At 66.6% G+C, this 17,439-nt stretch carries 13 protein-coding genes; 12 read left to right on the top strand and 1 reads right to left on the bottom strand.

Translation table 11 applies throughout. From position 1 onward, the window contains the following. Positions 1 to 7 precede the first annotated feature (7 nt). From lepA to acpS, 7 genes are all read left to right on the top strand, one after another. Positions 8 to 1,828 carry a translation elongation factor 4 gene (gene lepA / locus FHR96_RS04295; protein ID WP_183386420.1) on the top strand — a complete coding sequence of 607 codons (1,821 nt, stop codon included), beginning with the start codon at positions 8 to 10 and terminating at the stop codon, positions 1,826 to 1,828. 16 nt (positions 1,829 to 1,844) lie between these two features. Next, a complete protein-coding gene (gene lepB, locus FHR96_RS04290; RefSeq protein WP_183386419.1) occupies positions 1,845 to 2,651 on the top strand; it encodes a signal peptidase I in 807 nt (268 codons plus the stop codon). A gap of 42 nt (positions 2,652 to 2,693) precedes the next feature. After that, complete coding sequence (gene rnc / locus FHR96_RS04285; protein WP_183386418.1) at positions 2,694 to 3,380, top strand: ribonuclease III; 687 nt, start codon at positions 2,694 to 2,696, stop codon at positions 3,378 to 3,380. After that, complete coding sequence (gene era, locus FHR96_RS04280) at positions 3,377 to 4,276, top strand: GTPase Era (RefSeq protein WP_183386417.1); 900 nt, start codon at positions 3,377 to 3,379, stop codon at positions 4,274 to 4,276. The genes rnc and era overlap by 4 nt, the downstream gene beginning before the upstream one ends. 130 nt (positions 4,277 to 4,406) lie before the next feature. After that, positions 4,407 to 5,108: a DNA repair protein RecO gene (gene recO / locus FHR96_RS04275; protein WP_183386416.1), complete on the top strand. Its 702-nt coding sequence runs from the start codon at positions 4,407 to 4,409 to the stop codon at positions 5,106 to 5,108. 135 nt (positions 5,109 to 5,243) lie between these two features. Beyond that, positions 5,244 to 6,044 carry a pyridoxine 5'-phosphate synthase gene (pdxJ, locus tag FHR96_RS04270; protein ID WP_183386457.1) on the top strand — a complete coding sequence of 267 codons (801 nt, stop codon included), beginning with the start codon at positions 5,244 to 5,246 and terminating at the stop codon, positions 6,042 to 6,044. Beyond that, positions 6,041 to 6,418 carry a holo-ACP synthase gene (acpS, locus tag FHR96_RS04265; protein ID WP_183386415.1) on the top strand — a complete coding sequence of 126 codons (378 nt, stop codon included), beginning with the start codon at positions 6,041 to 6,043 and terminating at the stop codon, positions 6,416 to 6,418. Before pdxJ ends, acpS begins: the two co-directional genes overlap by 4 nt. Here the strand turns inward: acpS and FHR96_RS04260 are convergent. Next, positions 6,358 to 9,096, bottom strand: coding sequence for an ATP-binding protein (locus tag FHR96_RS04260; protein ID WP_183386414.1), 2,739 nt, complete (start codon positions 9,094 to 9,096; stop codon positions 6,358 to 6,360). The genes acpS and FHR96_RS04260 overlap by 61 nt on opposite strands. Before the next feature lie 119 nt (positions 9,097 to 9,215). On the opposite strand from FHR96_RS04260, the gene cysM reads away from it, so the two are divergent. Genes cysM through ppc form a run of 5 tightly spaced genes read left to right on the top strand, consistent with a single transcriptional unit; the run spans position 9,216 to position 17,332 of the window. After that, entirely contained in the window at positions 9,216 to 10,112 is an 897-nt protein-coding gene (gene cysM, locus FHR96_RS04255; RefSeq protein WP_183386413.1) for a cysteine synthase CysM, read from the top strand. Between the two features lie 52 nt (positions 10,113 to 10,164). Continuing rightward, on the top strand, positions 10,165 to 11,547 hold the full coding sequence (locus tag FHR96_RS04250) for a TRAM domain-containing protein (RefSeq protein ID WP_221195685.1): 1,383 nt from the start codon (positions 10,165 to 10,167) through the stop codon (positions 11,545 to 11,547). Further along, positions 11,540 to 13,816 (top strand): GTP diphosphokinase, encoded by a 2,277-nt coding sequence (relA, locus tag FHR96_RS04245; RefSeq protein ID WP_183386411.1) that lies wholly within the window; start codon positions 11,540 to 11,542, stop codon positions 13,814 to 13,816. Before FHR96_RS04250 ends, relA begins: the two co-directional genes overlap by 8 nt. Continuing rightward, positions 13,816 to 14,694 carry a nucleoside triphosphate pyrophosphohydrolase gene (gene mazG, locus FHR96_RS04240; RefSeq protein ID WP_183386410.1) on the top strand — a complete coding sequence of 293 codons (879 nt, stop codon included), beginning with the start codon at positions 13,816 to 13,818 and terminating at the stop codon, positions 14,692 to 14,694. Before relA ends, mazG begins: the two co-directional genes overlap by 1 nt. Continuing rightward, complete coding sequence (gene ppc, locus FHR96_RS04235) at positions 14,684 to 17,332, top strand: phosphoenolpyruvate carboxylase (RefSeq protein WP_183386409.1); 2,649 nt, start codon at positions 14,684 to 14,686, stop codon at positions 17,330 to 17,332. Before mazG ends, ppc begins: the two co-directional genes overlap by 11 nt. Positions 17,333 to 17,439: the final 107 nt, after the last annotated feature.

The raw sequence follows: 17,439 nt of genomic DNA, 5'->3' as shown, positions 1-17,439 counted from the left end.
TTTTCGAATGTCAGAAAGCGATAACCGCAAAGTAATCAACGGGATACGGAACTTTTCCATTATTGCCCACATCGATCACGGCAAATCGACCCTGGCCGATCGCCTGATCCAGAACTGTGGGGGGCTCACGGAGCGAGAACTCAAGGACCAGGTGCTCGACTCCATGGACCTGGAGCGCGAGCGCGGTATCACCATCAAGGCCCAGTCGGTGACGCTGGATTATCATGCTCAGGACGGCAACGTCTATCAGCTGAACTTCATCGATACTCCGGGGCACGTGGACTTCTCCTACGAAGTGTCCCGCTCGCTGTACGCCTGCGAGGGCGCCCTGCTGGTGGTGGATGCCGCCCAGGGCGTCGAGGCCCAGTCGGTGGCCAACTGCTATACCGCCATCGAGCAGGGCCTCGAGGTGCTGCCGGTACTCAACAAGATGGACCTTCCCCAGGCCGATCCGGACAAGGTCAGCGTGGAAATCGAGGAGATCATCGGTCTGGACGCCACCGACGCCTGCCAGGTGTCGGCCAAGAGCGGGCTCGGCATCGATGCGCTGCTCGAGCGACTGGTGCGTGATATCCCGCCGCCCAAGGGCGACCGCGAGGCGCCGCTGCAGGCGCTGATCATCGACTCCTGGTTCGACAACTATCTGGGCGTGGTGTCGTTGGTGCGTATCTTCGACGGCACGCTGAACAAGAACGACAAGATCCGTATCACGTCGACCGGCCGCGACTGGCAGGCCAATCAGGTCGGCATCTTCACTCCCCAGCGCCGCGAGACCGATGTGTTGCGCGCCGGCGAAGTGGGCTTCGTGGTGGCCGGGATCAAGGACATCCACGGCGCGCCGGTGGGCGATACCATCACCCACGCCAAGACCCCGGACGTCAAGCGCCTGCCGGGCTTCCAGAAGGTCAAGCCCCAGGTCTATGCCGGCATGTTCCCGGTCAGTGCCGACGACTACGAGGACTTCCGCGACGCCCTGGAGAAGCTGGCCCTCAACGATGCCTCCCTGGACTATGAGCCGGAGAACTCCGATGCCCTGGGTTTCGGTTTCCGGGTCGGCTTCCTCGGCACCCTGCACATGGAGATCGTCCAGGAGCGGCTGGAACGCGAGTACGACCTCGACCTGCTGACCACTGCGCCGACCGTGGTCTACGAGCTGCTGATGAAGGACGGCGAGGTCCGCTACGTCTCCAACCCCTCCAAGCTGCCCGACATGGCCGACGTGGAGGAGATGCGCGAGCCCGTGGTGCGGGCCAGCATCCTGGTGCCCCAGGAGTTCGTCGGCAACGTGATCGCCGAGTGCGAGCAGCGTCGCGGCACCCAGCTCGACATGCTGTTCCTGGGCAGCCAGATCCAGCTCACCTACGAGCTGCCCATGGCCGAGGTGGTGATGGATTTCTTCGATCGCCTCAAGTCCATCTCCAAGGGCTATGCCTCGCTGGAGTACAACTTCGAGCGCTTCGAGGCCGCCAAGCTGGTGCGCCTGGACGTGCTGATCAACGGCGACAGGGTGGATGCCCTGGCCGTGATCATTCACCGCGATCATGCCCACTCCCGCGGGCGGGTGCTGGTCGAAAAGATGAAAGAACTGATTCCGCGGCAGATGTTCGACGTGGCCATCCAGGCGGCCATCGGCGGCCAGGTAGTGGCGCGCTCCACCGTCAAGGCGCTGCGCAAGAACGTCACCGCCAAGTGCTACGGCGGCGACGCCTCGCGCAAGAAGAAGCTTCTCGAGAAGCAGAAGGCGGGCAAGAAACGCATGAAGCAGGTCGGCCGGGTGGAGATTCCCCAGGATGCCTTCCTCGCCGTGCTCAAGGTGAACGACGACTAAGGAAGGGCAACGACTGATGGATTTTGCACTCCTGCTGACGGTGGCCGTGCTGGTCACCGGAGCGATCTGGCTGCTGGACCTGGTGTGGTGGCGGCCGGCGCGCCGGGCTCGCCTCACGGCCAGCGTCGAGGCCGGTACCACCGAGGGCGTTGATCCCGCCGTCCGCGAAAAGGCGCTCAAGGAGCCTTGGCCGGTAGATTACGCGCGCTCCTTCTTCCCGGTGCTGCTGGTCGTGCTGGTGCTGCGCAGCTTCCTGGTCGAACCCTTCCAGATTCCCTCCGGTTCGATGCGCCCGACCCTCGAGGTGGGCGATTTCATCCTGGTCAACAAGTTCGCCTATGGCCTGCGCCTGCCGGTGCTCGACACCAAGTTCCTCGACGTCGGCGAGCCGGAACGTGGCGATGTCATGGTGTTCCGGTTCCCCAACGAACCCTCGGTGAACTTCATCAAGCGGGTGATCGGCCTGCCTGGAGATCAGATTCGCTACGAAGACAAGCAGCTCTTCGTCAATGGCGAGCCGGTGCCCAAGTCGTTGATCGAGGCCGGCCCTCAAGGGGCTCCCGATGAGCTGTTGATGCAGGAGCAACTGGGCGAGGCGGACCACCCTATCTACAATAATCCACGCGACCCCGGCCCGCAGATGCGCGAGATCGTGGTGCCGCCGGGACACTATTTCATGATGGGGGACAACCGCGACCACTCCAACGACAGCCGCTACTGGGGCTTCGTGCCGGAGGAGAACATCGTCGGCAAGGCCTTCGCCGTCTGGATGCACTGGAACGGCGGACTGCCGAGTTTCACCAGTGTGCGCCGTATCCAATGAATGCCGGGAGCGGCATTCCTTGCATGACATAGCAGGAGCTTCGTGAGCAATTCCCTGACCATCTTCAGCCGCCGTATCGGCCACGACTTCGCGCAGTCCGAACTGCTCGAACTGGCCCTCACCCATCGTAGCTACGGCGGTCGCAACAACGAGCGCCTGGAGTTCCTCGGCGATTCGATTGTCAACTTCGTCATCGCCGAGGACCTCTACCAGCGCTTTCCCCAGGCAAGGGAGGGGCAGCTGTCCCGCCTGCGCGCCCGCCTGGTCAAGGGCCAGACCCTGGCCGAGCTGGCCCGCGAGATGGAATTCGGCGATTACCTGCGCCTGGGCTCCGGAGAGATGAAGAGCGGCGGCCATCGCCGCGACTCCATCCTCGCCGATGCCGTCGAGGCGGTGATCGGCGCCATCTACCTGGACGCCGGCATGGATACCGCCCGTGCCCGGGTGCTGGCCTGGTACGCCGAGCGCCTTGAGGCCATCGACCTTCAGGACACCCAGAAGGACCCCAAGACTCGCCTGCAGGAATTTCTGCAGTCCCGCCAGGCGGCGCTGCCGCGCTACGAGGTGATCTCGGTGGAGGGGGAGGCCCATGCCCAGACCTTCACCGTGGAGTGCCACGTGGAAATGCTGGAAGAGCATACCCGCGGGACGGGATCGAGTCGTCGCCACGCCGAGCAGCAGGCCGCCGAGCGTGCCCTGGCCCGGTTCGAACAAGGAGGGCGCTCATGAGCCAGACCTGTGGCTTCGTGGCCATCGTCGGCCGGCCCAACGTCGGCAAGTCGACGCTGATGAATCGTATCCTCGGCCAGAAGATTTCCATTACCTCGCGGCGTCCCCAGACCACTCGCCATCAGGTGATGGGCATCAAGACCGAGGGCGATGCCCAGTTCATCTATGTCGATACGCCGGGGATCCATATTCTCGAGAAGGATCGCAACAAGGCCATCAATCGCTTCATGAACCAGGCCGCCACCCAGGCCCTGCGCGACGTGGACTGCGTGGTCTTCATCATCGACCGCACTCGGTGGTCCGCCGAGGACCAGATAGTGCTGGAGCGCCTGGCCAAGGTCGAGGCGCCGGTGATCCTGGCGGTCAACAAGGTGGATCGCCTCAAGGACAAGACGGAGCTGCTGCCGTGGCTGGAGTCGGTCGGCGCCCGGCGCGACTTCGCCGCCATCGTGCCGATCGCGGCCAAGCACGGTACCCACGTGGCCGATCTCGAGGCCGAGGTCGCCAGGCACCTGCCCGAGAGCGTGCACTTTTTCCCCGATGACCAGGTCACGGACAAGAGCCAGCGTTTCCTGGCCGCGGAGCTGGTTCGCGAGAAGGTCATGCGCCAGCTCGGCGACGAGCTGCCGTACCAGATGACCGTGGAGATCGAGGAGTTCCGCGACGAGGGCAAGGTGGTGCACATCAGCGCCCTGATCATGGTCGAGCGTCAGGGACAGAAGAAGATCCTGATCGGCGAACGAGGTGAGCGCATCAAGAAGATCGGGCGTGAGGCGCGCTTGGACATGGAGCGGGCGTTCGACGCCAAGGTCATGCTCAACCTCTGGGTCAAGGTCAAGCGCGGTTGGTCCGACGACGAGCGAGCCTTGAAGAGTCTGGGCTACGACTTAGACTGATTTCGAGCTACGAGCTACGAGCTACGAGCTACGAGCTACGAGCTACGAGCTACGAGCTACGAGCTACGAGCTACGAGCTTCGAGCTTCGAGTTGCGAGCTACGAGCTTCGATTCTCTTTAACGGCATCCCATGACTCCTCAGCCGGCCTACCTGCTGCACAAGCGCCCCTACCGCGAGACCAGCGCCCTGGTCGAGCTGCTGACGCTCGACCACGGCCGGGTGCGAGCGGTGGCGCGTGGCGTGCAGCGCCCCGGTAGCCGTGCCCGAGCCACGCTTCAGCCTTTCGCTCCCCTGCATCTCACCTGGAGCGGTCAGGGCGAGCTCAAGCGGCTATCGCTGATCGAGAGTCGGGCGCCGGCGGCGATGCTGGCGGGCGAGGGGCTGCTGTGCGGGCTCTATGCCAACGAATTGCTGACCCGGCTGTTGCCGGTGGAGCTGCCGGTGGGCGATGTCTTCGCCTTCTACGCTGCCGCGCTGGAGGCGTTGCCGCGTCCCGAGGGGCGGGCCGGCGCGCTGCGCCGTCTGGAGCTGTCGCTGCTCGAGGCCCTGGATGCCGAGCCGCGTTTCTGTTCTGCCGATGGTCAGGCCCTGGACCCCCAGGCCCGCTATGTCTTCGAGGCCGACTCCCGGGCCTTCGTGCCGGGCGAGTTCGGCATCGACGGGCGCACCCTGAAACTGCTGGCCAGCGGCGACTGGCGAGAGCCGGGATTGGCCGGCCCGGCCAAGGCGGTAACTCGTGCGGCCCTGGCGCCGCTGCTGGGCAGTCGACCGCTGCGTTCCCGCGAGTGGATGCGTCAACTGGCCGCGCGGCGGCGTGCGCGCCAAGCTTGAAGAACGGCGCTGCGCGCCTGGAAGCTTGAAGAAAGGCTTGTGGCACAGCTGGATGGTAACATGCTGTCTTCCAGCTTCCAGCTTCCAGCTTCCAGCTTCCAGCTTCCAGCTTCCAGCTTACCGAAGGAGAGCCCCATGCATCCCCCTCGCATCCTGCTCGGCGTCAATATCGACCACATCGCGACACTGCGCCAGGCGCGCGGTACCCGCTATCCCGATCCCGTCCAGGCGGCGCTGCTGGCCGAGGAGGCCGGGGCCGACGGTATCACCGTGCACCTGCGCGAGGACCGCCGGCACATCCAGGAACGTGACGTGCGCTTGCTGGCCGAGGTGCTGAATACGCGCATGAACCTGGAGATGGCGGTCACCGAGGCGATGCTGGCGCTAGCCGAGGAGATCCGCCCGGCCCACGTCTGCCTGGTGCCGGAGAAGCGTGAGGAGCTGACCACCGAGGGCGGCCTGGACGTGGTCGGCGGCTTCGAGTCGATCGAGGAGGCGTGCCGGCGGCTCGCTGCGGCGGGCTGCGAGGTGTCGCTGTTCATCGACCCTGATCCCCGGCAGGTGGAAGCGGCCGCCCGGGCGGGAGCGCCGGTGATCGAGCTGCACACCGGTGCCTATGCCGAGGCGACCGGCGACGAGGCGGCCCGAGAGCATGCCCGGCTGGTGGCCGCCGCCGAGATGGCCGCTGAGCTGGGCCTGACCGTGAACGCCGGTCACGGCCTGCACTATCACAACGTCGAGGCGGTTGCGGCCATTCCCGGGCTGCACGAGCTCAACATCGGCCATGCCATCATCGCTCGGTCGCTGTTCGTTGGCCTCAAGGAGGCGGTGGTCGAGATGAAGCGCCTGGCGATCGCCGGTCAGGAGGCCGGCTTCGTGGCGGCGCTCGACGAGCACGACCATGACCATGAGGCAGGGAGCGGCTGCTGCGGATGATACTGGGCATCGGCACCGATATCGCCCGGGTGGCGCGCTTCGAGGCCGCCCAGGCGCGTCACGGCGAGCGCTTTGCCCGGCGGGTGCTGGGCGACGACGAGCTGGTGGGATATCGGCAGCGAGGACAGCCGGCGTCCTTTCTGGCAAAGCGCTTCGCCGCCAAGGAGGCCTTCGTCAAGGCCTTGGGCACGGGCCTGCGGCGTGGCATGCGCTGGAGCGAGATCCAGGTGGTCAACGACGCCCTCGGGCGACCTTCACTGGCCCTGTCGGGGCGGGCCCTTGCGCTGGCCGAGGCGGAGGGGGTTCGGGGGCTTCATCTCTCGTTGTCGGACGAGTCGGCGTTCGCGGTGGCCTTCGTGGTACTGGAAGACTGAGTGTGGGACGCCAGGGAAACACTACCCTGCGCCGCCTGCCAGTCGCGCAGCGCGGCCATCGCCGCGTAGAGGTCCGGTAGCAGCGGCATGACTGCCTCCAGGCCGCGGGAGCGCAGCCGGGTTTCCAGCGTCTCAGCCAGCAGGCCCAGACGTGGCACGCCGCAGTAGCGGCAGGCGCCATTGAGAGCGTGAATGGCATCGAGCAAGGCCTCGGCATCGTCCGCCTTCACCGCTTGGCGAATGTCGGCCTCGCTGTCATCCAGGGAGTCAATCAGGTGGCCCAGCAGCTTGCGGGCCAGCGGCTCGCGTCCTCCGGCCAACTGGGCCCCCAGCGCCAGGTCCACCGACTCCAGCTCGGTGTCGCTGGACGGATCGGCTTGCGTGGTTTCGCCGGATTCCTCCAGTGCCAGGCCGACCCCCAGGTGGTGGCGCAGCAGGCTGGATAGCTGGGCGGTATCCAGCGGCTTCTCGAGCACTCCGTCCAGACCGCTTTGCAGCAGCTGCTGGCGTTGCTCGCTCTGCACGTGGGCGGTCACGGCGATGATCGGCACGTGTCGCCAGGGGCCGCCCAGGCCACGCAGGGCATGCGTCGTTTCCACTCCGTCCATGCCGCGCATGCGGATATCCATCAGCACCACATCGAAGTGAGTCTCCTGGGCCATGGCCAAGGCTTCTTCGCCGCTGGCGGCCAGCTTCACCTCCAACTGCGGTCCACGAATCAGCTCCTGCAGCAACAGACGGTTGGATTCGGTATCGTCCACCACCAATAGCTGCAGCGGGGCCGTGGCGCTCTCGGAGGGCGGGCGCGAGAGTCGGTCGCGGCGGGCCCGGGCCAGGATGCGGGAGACCGCCTCCACCAGCGTGTGGCGGGACAGCGGCTTGCTCAGCACCTCGCCGCCGTGGGGGAGCGTCAGGGTCGGTAGATCGGGCGGACTGGCGTTGACCAGCAGCAACGCCGGACAGTCAAGACGCTCCAGGCGCTGTTGCAGGGCAGCCTGGCCACTCTGGCCGAGGTCGGTCTCGTCCAGGCCGATCACCGCCAGGACGGCGCCTTCGGTCGGCTCTCTCTGCGGGTCGATGAGGCGGGCCTTCCAGCGGGTCAGCAGGTGTCGCAGGGCGGAGCGAGTCGGCGCATGAGACTCTTCCAGGATGACCCGCTGGCCGTCCAGTTCCAGTTCGGGAGCGCGCTGTTCTTCGCCCTGACAGGCCAGCGGCAGGGTAAAGGCGAAGGTAGAACCTTCGTCCGGCGTGCTGACGACGCTGATCTCGCCGCCCATCTGTTCGACGAGTTGGCGGCTGATGGCCAGGCCCAGTCCGGTGCCGCCGAATTCGCGCTGGTGGCTGGCGTCCGCTTGGCGGAACGCCTGGAAGAGCCGGCGCTGGGCGTCGGCGCTCATGCCGATGCCGGTATCGCTGACCGCCACTCTCAATACCACATGCCCGCCGGCGCGCTGATCGACCATGACGCGCACGATGACCTCGCCCCGTTCGGTGAACTTGACGGCGTTGCCGGCCAGGTTGGTGAGTATCTGCCGGATACGCAGGGGGTCGCCGCTCAGCGACTCGGGAACGTCGTCATAGACCAGGCCGAGCAGTTGGATGCCTTTCTGCTGGGCTTGGGGGGCCTGCAGGCCAAGCACTTCGTCGACCAGGGCCACCATGTCCAGTTCGGTATGCTCCAGCTCCAGGCGGCCGGCTTCGATCTTGGAGAAGTCGAGGACGTCGTTGACCAGCATCAGCAGGTTGTCGCAGGCGCGCTGGACGTGGTCGAGCCATTCTCTTTGGCGGGGGGCCATCTCGGTGCGGTGAAGCAGGCGACAGAAGCCGATGATGCCGTTCAGCGGGGTGCGAATCTCGTGGCTCATGTTGGCCAGGAACTCCGACTTGGCACGGCTGGCCTCCAGCGCTCGACGATGGGCCAGGTCCAATTCGATGTTCTGGACCTCGATGGTCTCCATGGATTCCTGTAGCTCCCCCGTGGCCTGCTCTATCTGGGCCTGGAGGTCTTCCCTGGCGGCGGCCAGGTGGTCACCCAGCGCGTTGAGGCGCTGGGCGAGGTGCCTCAATTCGGTCTCCTGCGGCACCGGCATCGGGCCCGGGTGTGCCCCTGCGGTCAGCCACTCCAGCTTCTGGGCCGCGCGTTCGAGGGGATGGGTCAGCCGCCGGGTCAGAACATGGGCGACCATGAACAGCAGCATGCCGACGATCAGCAGCAGCAGGCCGCCGCTGGCCAGATGGCGATAGTAGGCCAGCGGCAGCGTCGAGGCATCGATGTCGAGTGTCAATTGGGCGCCGGGAGCGCCAGATAGTGGCGCCTGTAGCTGCCAGTGACGGCCGTTCTCCACCAGTGTCGGGCCATCCTGTGGCGCGCGGGGCGCGGCCTGGCGCAGGCTTCCAAGCTCGAGGCGAGACCTGCCATCGGCGTCGTGGATGCTCAGGGCGCGGACGTCCTCCAGGTCGAGCAGGCGGTTGGCGAGGATGTCGAGATCAGCGGTATCGCCGGCCGCCAGCGCTCGCCCGAGGCTCGGCGCCAGCAGGTCGACCGCCTGGGTCAGGCGCTCGCGCATCTGCTGGTGGTGGTGGCGATCGTTCAGTTCCGTGACCGCTACCACCACCACGGCGATCAGCACCAGTGGCAGGGCGAGGATGGCCAGCATCAGGCGGGTCTTCAATGACATCGTGAGGGCTCGTCGGCTGGAGTGTCGTGGCCCAGTATGCCACAGCCGGGCAGGATGCCTGTCCAGTGTCGTTGCCCGAGGATATAATGCCGAAAAGACGTTTCCAGAAGGACAGTTGCATGCAGTTCCCCACCTTGGAGGAGACCATCGGCCATACGCCGCTGGTGCGCCTGAAGCGCATTGCCGCGGGGCGCAACAATACCCTGCTCGCCAAGCTCGAGGGCAACAACCCGGCGGGGTCGGTCAAGGATCGTCCGGCGCTGTCGATGCTCGAGCAGGCCGAGGCGCGGGGCACCATCTCGCCGGGCGATACGCTGGTCGAGGCCACGTCCGGCAATACCGGGATCGCGCTGGCCATGGCGGCGGCGATCAAGGGCTATCGGCTGATCCTGATCATGCCGGAGAATGCCTCCAGCGAGCGCAAGCAGGCCATGGCCGCGTATGGCGCCGAGCTCATCGAGGTCAGCCGCGAAGGCGGCATGGAGGCCGCCCGCGACCTGGCCGACACCATGATCGCCCGCGGCGAGGGCAAGCCGCTCGACCAGTTTGCCAATCCCGACAATCCGCTGGCGCATTATCGTGGCACCGGGCCCGAGCTGTGGGAGCAGACCGCTGGCACCATCACGCATTTCGTCAGCTCGATGGGCACCACCGGCACCATCATGGGCGTTTCTCGCTACCTCAAGGAGATGAGCCCGGAGGTGCAGATCGTCGGCCTGCAGCCCGAGGACGGCGCCAGCATTGCCGGCATCCGTCGCTGGCCCGAAGCCTACCTGCCGCGGATCTTCGATCCTGCCCGTGTCGATCGGGTGCTGGACATCGGCCAGCACGAGGCCGAGGAGCACATGCGTCGCCTGGCGCGGGAGGAGGGCATTCTCGCCGGGGTCTCGTCCGGCGGGGCGCTGGCAGGGGCGCTGCGTATCGCCGCCGAGGTCGAAAACGCCGTGATCGTGTTCATCGTCTGCGACCGCGGCGATCGCTATCTGTCCACCGGCCTGTTCGCCCCGGGGGCCTGAGGTGGTGCTCGGCAAGCGTCGGCCCGCGAGGGCCCGTTCAGGCGTCTCGGGATTGCAGGCACCCCAGCGTGGCAAGGCGCCACCACGGCAGGCGAACGACGATGCTGCGCCGCTGACCATCGAGGGCCTCGCCCACGACGGCCGCGGCGTGGCGCACACGGCGGCCGGCAAGACGGTGTTCGTCGAGGGCGGCCTGCCCGGCGAGCGCGTCGTGGCGGCAGTGCATCGTACCCGCAAGCGTTACGACGAAGCCCACGTGCGCGAGGTGCTCGACGCGTCTTCCGAGCGGGTTGCGCCGCCGTGTCGCCACTTCGGCGCTTGCGGGGGATGTGACCTGCAGCATCTCGACCTGGCTGGCCAGCGGCGGCACAAGCAGACGGTATTGACCGAGCTGCTGGCTCGCCAGGGCATCGCACCCGAGGGTGAGCCCGAGCTGCTGGCGGAGGCCGGTGAGGGCTATCGGCGCCGGGCGCGGCTGGGCGTCAAGGTCGATGCCGATGGCGGCGTGCATCTGGGGTTTCGTGCCCGCCATAGCCATCGGCTGGTGGATCTCGATGATTGCCCCATCCTGGTGCCGTCCCTGGCCAACCTGCTGGCGCCGTTGCACCAGCATCTCGCCGCCTTGGAGGCGCCGCGCCAGGTCGGCCACCTGGAACTCACGGCCAGCGATGCCGGTGTGGTCCTCGTGGTGCGACAACTTCGCGAGCAGACCGTCGATACTCGCCGCTGGCACGACTTCGCCATGGCCCGGGGTTTGCATCTGGCTCGCTGGGTGGGCCGAGAGTCGCCACGTTTCGAATGGCTGACTGCCGCGCCCGAGCCGAGTTTCGGATTGGCGGCGGCGGGGAGAGCGCTGACGCTCGGCTTTTCGCCGGGCGATTTCCTGCAGGCCAACGAGGCGGTCAACCGGCGCATGGTGGATACCGCCATGGCATGGCTGGCGCCCATGGCGCCGGGCGAGCGGGTGTTGGATCTGTTTGCCGGGGTCGGCAACTTCAGCCTGCCGCTGGCCGCGCTGGGTGCCCGCGTGCGGGCCGTAGAGGGCAGTCCTGCGATGGTCGAACGCCTCGCCGACAACGCCCGGCGCAACGGCCTGGAGATCGAGGCGTGCCAGGCCGACCTCAACGAGGTCACGGCCGGTGGATTCCCGCTCGATGCACCCGACTGCGGCACGCTGGTGCTCGACCCGCCACGTGACGGTGCCGAGGCGGTCTGTCGGGCCATCGCCGCGCACCCGGTGCCGCGCGTGCTTTACGTCTCCTGCGATCCGGCCACCCTGGCGCGGGATGCGGCCCACCTGGTGCGGGCCGGCTACGCCATCCAACGCTGGGCGGTGGCCGACATGTTCGCTCACACCGCCCATCTGGAATCCATGCTGTTGCTCGAGTACCCGAACGCAGGGCAGCGGTGCGAAGGAGCGTCAACCGATGGTTAAAGTGCGTGAAGACCAGCCCTTGAGTGCCGACGGCGGGGTCGACATTCCGCTGTGGGTCGAACGCCTCCAGGAGGACGTCAAGCTGCGGGCACCGGACGAGATGCGCGTGGTCTGCGAACTGGCCGAGCGTCTGGAGCGCGAGTCCGAGCGTCCCCACAAGGCCTGGCTCAAGGACGGCTCGAGCTTTCGCATGGGCCTGGAAATGGCCGATATCCTCGGCGAGCTGCGCCTGGATCAGCCGGCGCTCGAGGCGGCGGTGCTGTACCGTGCGGTGCGTGAGGGATTGATCGGCCTGGAGGCGATCGCCAAGCGCTTCGGCCAGGAAGTCGCCGGGCTGATCGACGGCGTGCTGCAGATGGCCGCGATCAGCACCTCCCAGACGCCCAGTCATGGCCTGAGCCAGCATGACCAGCAGGACAACCTGCGCAAGATGCTGGTCAACATGATCGACGACGTGCGGGTGGCGCTGATCAAGATCGCCGAGCGGACCTGCGCGCTGCGCCAGGTGCGTGACGCCCCGCGCGAGAAACGCCTGCAAGTGGCTCGCGAGGTGTTCGACATCTACGCGCCGCTGGCCCACCGCCTGGGTATCGGACACCTCAAGTGGGAGCTGGAAGACCTGTCCTTCCGCTATCTCCACGAGGGTGACTACAAGGCCATCGCCCGGCAGCTGGCCGAGAAGCGGCTCGATCGCGATCGCTACATCCACGACGTGGTCGAGACCCTGGAAGGCTTGATGGAGGCCCAGGGCATCCATCGCTATCAGGTCGACGGGCGCGCCAAGCACATCTATTCGATCTGGCGGAAGATGCAGCGCAAGCGCATCGACTTCTCGCAGGTCCACGACATCCGCGCGGTGCGCATACTGGTGCCCGAGATCACCGATTGCTACACCGTGCTCGGCATCGTCCACTCGCGCTGGCACCACGTGCCCCAGGAATTCGACGACTATATCGCCAATCCCAAGAAGAACGGTTACCAGTCGCTGCATACCGCCGTCTTCGGCCCCGAGGGCAAGGTGCTGGAGATACAGATCCGCACCTTCGCCATGCATGAAGAGGCCGAGCTCGGGGTCTGTGCCCACTGGCGCTACAAGGGCCACGACACCAATGCCCGCAGCGCCAGCTACGAGGACAAGATCGCCTGGCTGCGCCAGGTGCTGGAGTGGCAGGAGGAGGTCGGCGACTTCGGCGATATCCGCGAGGGGCTGACCAGCGACGTGGCCCCGGATCGCATCTACGTCTTCACGCCAGACGGCCATGTCATCGACCTGCCGCGCGAGGCCACGCCCATCGATTTCGCCTATCGGGTGCACACCGAGGTCGGACATCGCTGCCGCGGGGCCAAGGTCAACGGCCGCATCGTGCCGCTGACCTATCGGCTCGGCACCGGCCAGCAGGTGGAGATTCTCACCGCCAGCAAGGGCGGGCCGAGCCGCGACTGGATCAATCCCAGCCTCGGCTATGTGTGCACGTCACGTGCGCGGGCCAAGATCCAGTCCTGGTTCAAGCACCAGGCGCGTGATCGTAATCTCGACGAGGGTCGCGCGCTGTTCGAGCGCGAGATGAAACGCCTCGACGTGGGCGACATGGACCTCACCCGGCTGGCCAACCAGGTCAACTACCCCACACCCGACGACATGTATGCCGCGCTCGGTGCCGGCGACCTGCGCATCGGCCAGGTGCTTCACCAGGCCCAACAGCTGTTCGGAGAGAGCGACGATCAGGAGCAGCTCGACAAGCTGCTGGCCAAGCCGCGCAAGTCCGCGGACAAGAGCGGCGGCGATGGCATCACGGTGCTGGGGGTCGGTAACCTCAAGACCAGCATGGCCAACTGCTGTCATCCGGTGCCCGGCGAGTCGATCGTGGGCTTTATCACCCAGGGCCGCGGCGTCACCGTGCACCGCGAGGACTGCCCCAATATTCTCCAACTGCGCCTCGATGAGCCCCAGCGGGTGATCGAGGTGGAGTGGGGCGAGCGGGCCCGCACCCAGTATCCGGTGGATATCGAGATCCAGGCCTGGGATCGCTCGGGTCTGCTGCGCGACGTCACCGCCGTGCTCAGTCATGAGAAGGTCAATGTGCTGTCGGTGAACACCCTCACCGACACCGACGACGGTATCGCCCGCATGCAGATCACCCTGGAGGTGGACGGCCTGGAAACGCTGGGCCGACTGTTCTCGCGTATCCAGCAGCTGCCCAACGTCATCGAGGTGCGCCGGCTGCGCGCCGGCGGCAAGGGCAAGAAGAAACGCGGGGGCAAGCGCTGATGAGCGAGCAACGCTTCGGGCTCGACGACCTGCTGACGCTGATGGCGGTACTGCGCGACCCCGCGCAGGGCTGCCCGTGGGACGTCAGGCAGGACTGGGACACTATCGTCCCGCACACGCTGGAGGAGGCCTACGAGGTCGCCGACGCCATCGAACGCCGTGCCTTCGACGAGCTGCCCGGCGAGCTGGGCGACCTGCTCTTTCAAGTCGTGTACTATAGCCAGTTCGGTGCCGAGGAGGACCGCTTCGATTTTCACGATGTGGTTCACGTACTCACCGCCAAGATGCTGCACCGTCATCCCCATGTCTTCCCCGACGGGACCCTGGCCTCGCGACGCCAGGGTATCAGCGCCGCCGAGGTGGAAACCCGCCAGGTGCATTCCCGCTGGGAGACCCTCAAGGCCGAGGAGCGCGATGCTCGCTCGGCACTCGCCAGCGCCCAGGCATCGGTACTCGACGACGTACCGCGTAACCTGCCGGCGCTTTCTCGTGCGGCCAAGCTGTCCAAGCGCGCCGCCCGGGTCGGCTTCGACTGGCCGGATACCCGAGGCGTGCTCGACAAGCTGCGCGAGGAACTCGGCGAGGTCGAGGAGGCGTTGGTCGCCGGCGATCGTGACCATGCCATGGAGGAGATCGGTGACCTGCTGTTTGCCACGGTCAACCTGGCACGCACCCTCGGGGCGGACCCCGAGCGTTGCCTGCGTGCCACCAACGGCAAGTTCGAGCGCCGCTTCCGCCAGGTGGAGGCCGCCCTCGCCGACGAGGGCGTGTCGCTGACTGAAGCGGGGCTCGATCGCATGGAGCGACACTGGCAGGCGGCCAAGCACCGAGACGTCCATTCCCCTGATCGGAAGGAGAACAACGCCAATGAGCCATGACCTGCACGAATCGCTGCGCGATAACGTCCGCATCCTCGGCGATAGCCTGGGGCGGACCATCGCCGATGACCTTGGTGAAGGCTTCGTCGATCGTATCGAGGCCATTCGCGGGCTCGCCAAGCAGGGTCGCCAGCGTGAGGAAGGCAGCCATCGTCAACTGATCGATTACCTGCGCGGGCTGCCGGACAATGAACTGCTGCCTGTGACCCGGGCCTTCAACCAGTTTCTCAACCTGGCCAATATCGCCGAGCAGCACTATCGGGCGCGCTTCCGCCGGGTCGAGGACTACAAGCCTGGCGCCCAGCCTGCACTCGGCGAACTGCTCCAGCGGGCCCAGGGCGAGGGCCATTCGCCGCGCAAGCTGGTCGAGACCCTGGCCAACATGCGCGTCGAGCTGGTGCTTACCGCTCACCCGACCGAGGTCATCCGCCGGACCCTGATCCAGAAGTACGACGCCATCGATGACTGCCTGACCACCATCGAGTCCTCCTCCGACTATCCGGAGCGCGCCACTCGGGCCCGCGGTCGGCTCGAGGAACTGATCAGCCAGGCCTGGCACACCGATGAGATTCGCCACGAGCGCCCGACCCCGGTGGACGAGGCCAAGTGGGGCTTCGCGGTGATCGAGAATTCGCTGTGGCAGGCGGTGCCCGACTTCCATCGCGACCTGGACAACCTGCTGCTGGACACCGCCGGCGAACGCCTGCCGCTGGACGCCGCGCCGATCCGTTTCGCCTCCTGGATGGGCGGCGATCGCGACGGCAACCCCAATGTCACCGCCAAGGTGACCCGCGAGGTGCTGCTGCTGGGTCGCTGGATGGCCGCCGATCTCTACCTGCGTGACCTCGAGCAGCTCAAGGCCGAGCTGTCGATGTGGAAGGCCAACAGCGCGCTCAAGGCCGAGGTGGGCGACGTCGCCGAACCGTATCGCGAGCTGATCAAGCGCCTGTTGAGCAAGGTCGAGGCCACCCGTGACTGGGCCCAGGCCCAGCTCGACGGCAAGAACTATGACGGCGGGCCGATCATCGAGACCCGTGACCAGCTCTATGCCCCGCTGCTGGCCTGCTACCGTTCGCTGTGCGACGTGGGGCTCGATACCATCGCCAACGGCGTGCTCCTCGACACCCTGCGCCGGGTTTCGGTGTTCGGGGTCACCCTCACCAAGCTCGATCTGCGTCAGGAGTCCAGTCGCCACGAACAGGTGCTGGAGGAACTCACCGAAAGCCTGGGGCTCGGCCACTATCGCGACTGGGACGAGGAGCAGCGCCAGGAGTTCCTGCTTTCCGAGCTGACCTCACGGCGTCCGCTGATCCCGCGGCGCTGGGAGTGTTCCGCGGAGACGCGCGAGGTCATCGATACCTTTCGGGTGATCGGCTCCGAGCATGCCGAAGCGCTGGGGACCTACATCATCTCCATGGCCGGCCAGCCCTCCGACGTGCTGGCCGTGGCGCTGCTGATGAAGGAGGTGGGCGGCGACGCCATGTTGCCCATCGCCCCGCTGTTCGAGACCCTGGACGACCTCAATCGCGCCGGCGATGTCATCGACCGCCTGCTGGCGCTGCCGGGCTACCGAAAGCTGACCCGTGACCGCCAGGAAGTGATGATCGGCTACTCCGACTCCGCCAAGGACGCCGGCCAGCTAGCAGCGGCCTGGGCGCAGTACCGTGCCCAGGAGGCGCTGGTCGAGGTGTGTCGTCGGCACGGCGTGGCCCTGACGCTGTTCCATGGCCGGGGCGGTACCGTCGGCCGCGGCGGCGGCCCGGCCCACGCGGCCATCCTCTCCCAGCCGCCGGGGTCGGTGAACGGCAGCCTGCGGGTGACCGAGCAGGGCGAGATGATTCGCTTCAAGTTCGGCCAGCCCGACATTGCGCTGCGCTCCATGGAGATCTACGCCTGTGCGGTACTGGAAGCCTCGCTGCTGCCGCCGCCGACCCCCGAGCCGGCCTGGCGCGAAGAGATGGATCGCCTAGCCGGGGTGGCTCACCAGGCCTACGTCGGCGTGGTGCGCGAGGATCCCGACTTCGTGCCCTATTTCCGCTCGATGACGCCGGAGACCGCGCTGGGTCGCCTGCCGCTTGGTTCGCGTCCGGCCAAGCGTCGCCAGGACGGTGGTGTCGAGACCTTGCGGGCGATCCCCTGGATCTTCGCCTGGACCCAGACCCGGTTGATGTTGCCGGCCTGGCTGGGTAGCGGCGAGGCCTTCTCCGAGCGCATCCAGCAGGAGGGCGGCCTCGAGGTGCTGCGGGAAATGCGTGACCGTTGGCCGTTCTTCGGTACCTATCTGGACATGCTGGAGATGCTGCTGGCCAAGGCCGACGTCGACATCGCCGCCTACTACGAGCATCGTCTGGTGGATGAGCCGGCCCTGCAGGCCCTGGGCGAGCGGCTGCGCGAACGCTTTGGCCGGCTCAACGAGGCGGTGCTGACCATCCTCGACCAGGACGAACTGCTCGAGAGCACGCCGCTGATTCGCCAGGCCGTGGAAGTGCGCAATCCCTACATCGATCCGCTTCACGGGCTGCAGGCCGAGCTGCTGCAGCGTAACCGCGATGCCGATGGGGCGATCAGCGGAGACCTGTCGCGCGCGTTGATGGTGACCATGGCCGGCATTGCCGCCGGGCTGCGCAATACCGGCTGAAGCCTGAAGCTGTAAGAGCGCCGCTTCGCGGCTGGAAGAAAATACCACCCCCGTGGCCTTGCCACGGGGGTGGTGTCGTTCGGGGACTGTGATATTGGCCATGGATT

The organism is Halomonas organivorans (assembly GCF_014192055.1).
Taxonomy (GTDB): domain Bacteria; phylum Pseudomonadota; class Gammaproteobacteria; order Pseudomonadales; family Halomonadaceae; genus Halomonas; species Halomonas organivorans.
Note: the sequence above shows the minus strand (reverse complement) of the source record. Positions and strands in the feature narration are given on the sequence as shown.

What these genes read in the sequence shown, in the direction of transcription:
- pdxJ (WP_183386457.1), top strand. Translation starts at nt 5,244, where the DNA reads ATGCATCCCCCTCGCATCCTGCTCGGCGTCAATATCGACCACATCGCG.
- cysM (WP_183386413.1), top strand. Translation starts at nt 9,216, where the DNA reads ATGCAGTTCCCCACCTTGGAGGAGACCATCGGCCATACGCCGCTGGTG.
- mazG (WP_183386410.1), top strand. Translation starts at nt 13,816, where the DNA reads ATGAGCGAGCAACGCTTCGGGCTCGACGACCTGCTGACGCTGATGGCG.
- recO (WP_183386416.1), top strand. Translation starts at nt 4,407, where the DNA reads ATGACTCCTCAGCCGGCCTACCTGCTGCACAAGCGCCCCTACCGCGAG.
- relA (WP_183386411.1), top strand. Translation starts at nt 11,540, where the DNA reads ATGGTTAAAGTGCGTGAAGACCAGCCCTTGAGTGCCGACGGCGGGGTC.
- ppc (WP_183386409.1), top strand. Translation starts at nt 14,684, where the DNA reads ATGAGCCATGACCTGCACGAATCGCTGCGCGATAACGTCCGCATCCTC.
- FHR96_RS04260 (WP_183386414.1), bottom strand. Translation starts at nt 9,096, where the DNA reads ATGTCATTGAAGACCCGCCTGATGCTGGCCATCCTCGCCCTGCCACTG.
- era (WP_183386417.1), top strand. Translation starts at nt 3,377, where the DNA reads ATGAGCCAGACCTGTGGCTTCGTGGCCATCGTCGGCCGGCCCAACGTC.
- acpS (WP_183386415.1), top strand. Translation starts at nt 6,041, where the DNA reads ATGATACTGGGCATCGGCACCGATATCGCCCGGGTGGCGCGCTTCGAG.
- lepB (WP_183386419.1), top strand. Translation starts at nt 1,845, where the DNA reads ATGGATTTTGCACTCCTGCTGACGGTGGCCGTGCTGGTCACCGGAGCG.
- lepA (WP_183386420.1), top strand. Translation starts at nt 8, where the DNA reads ATGTCAGAAAGCGATAACCGCAAAGTAATCAACGGGATACGGAACTTT.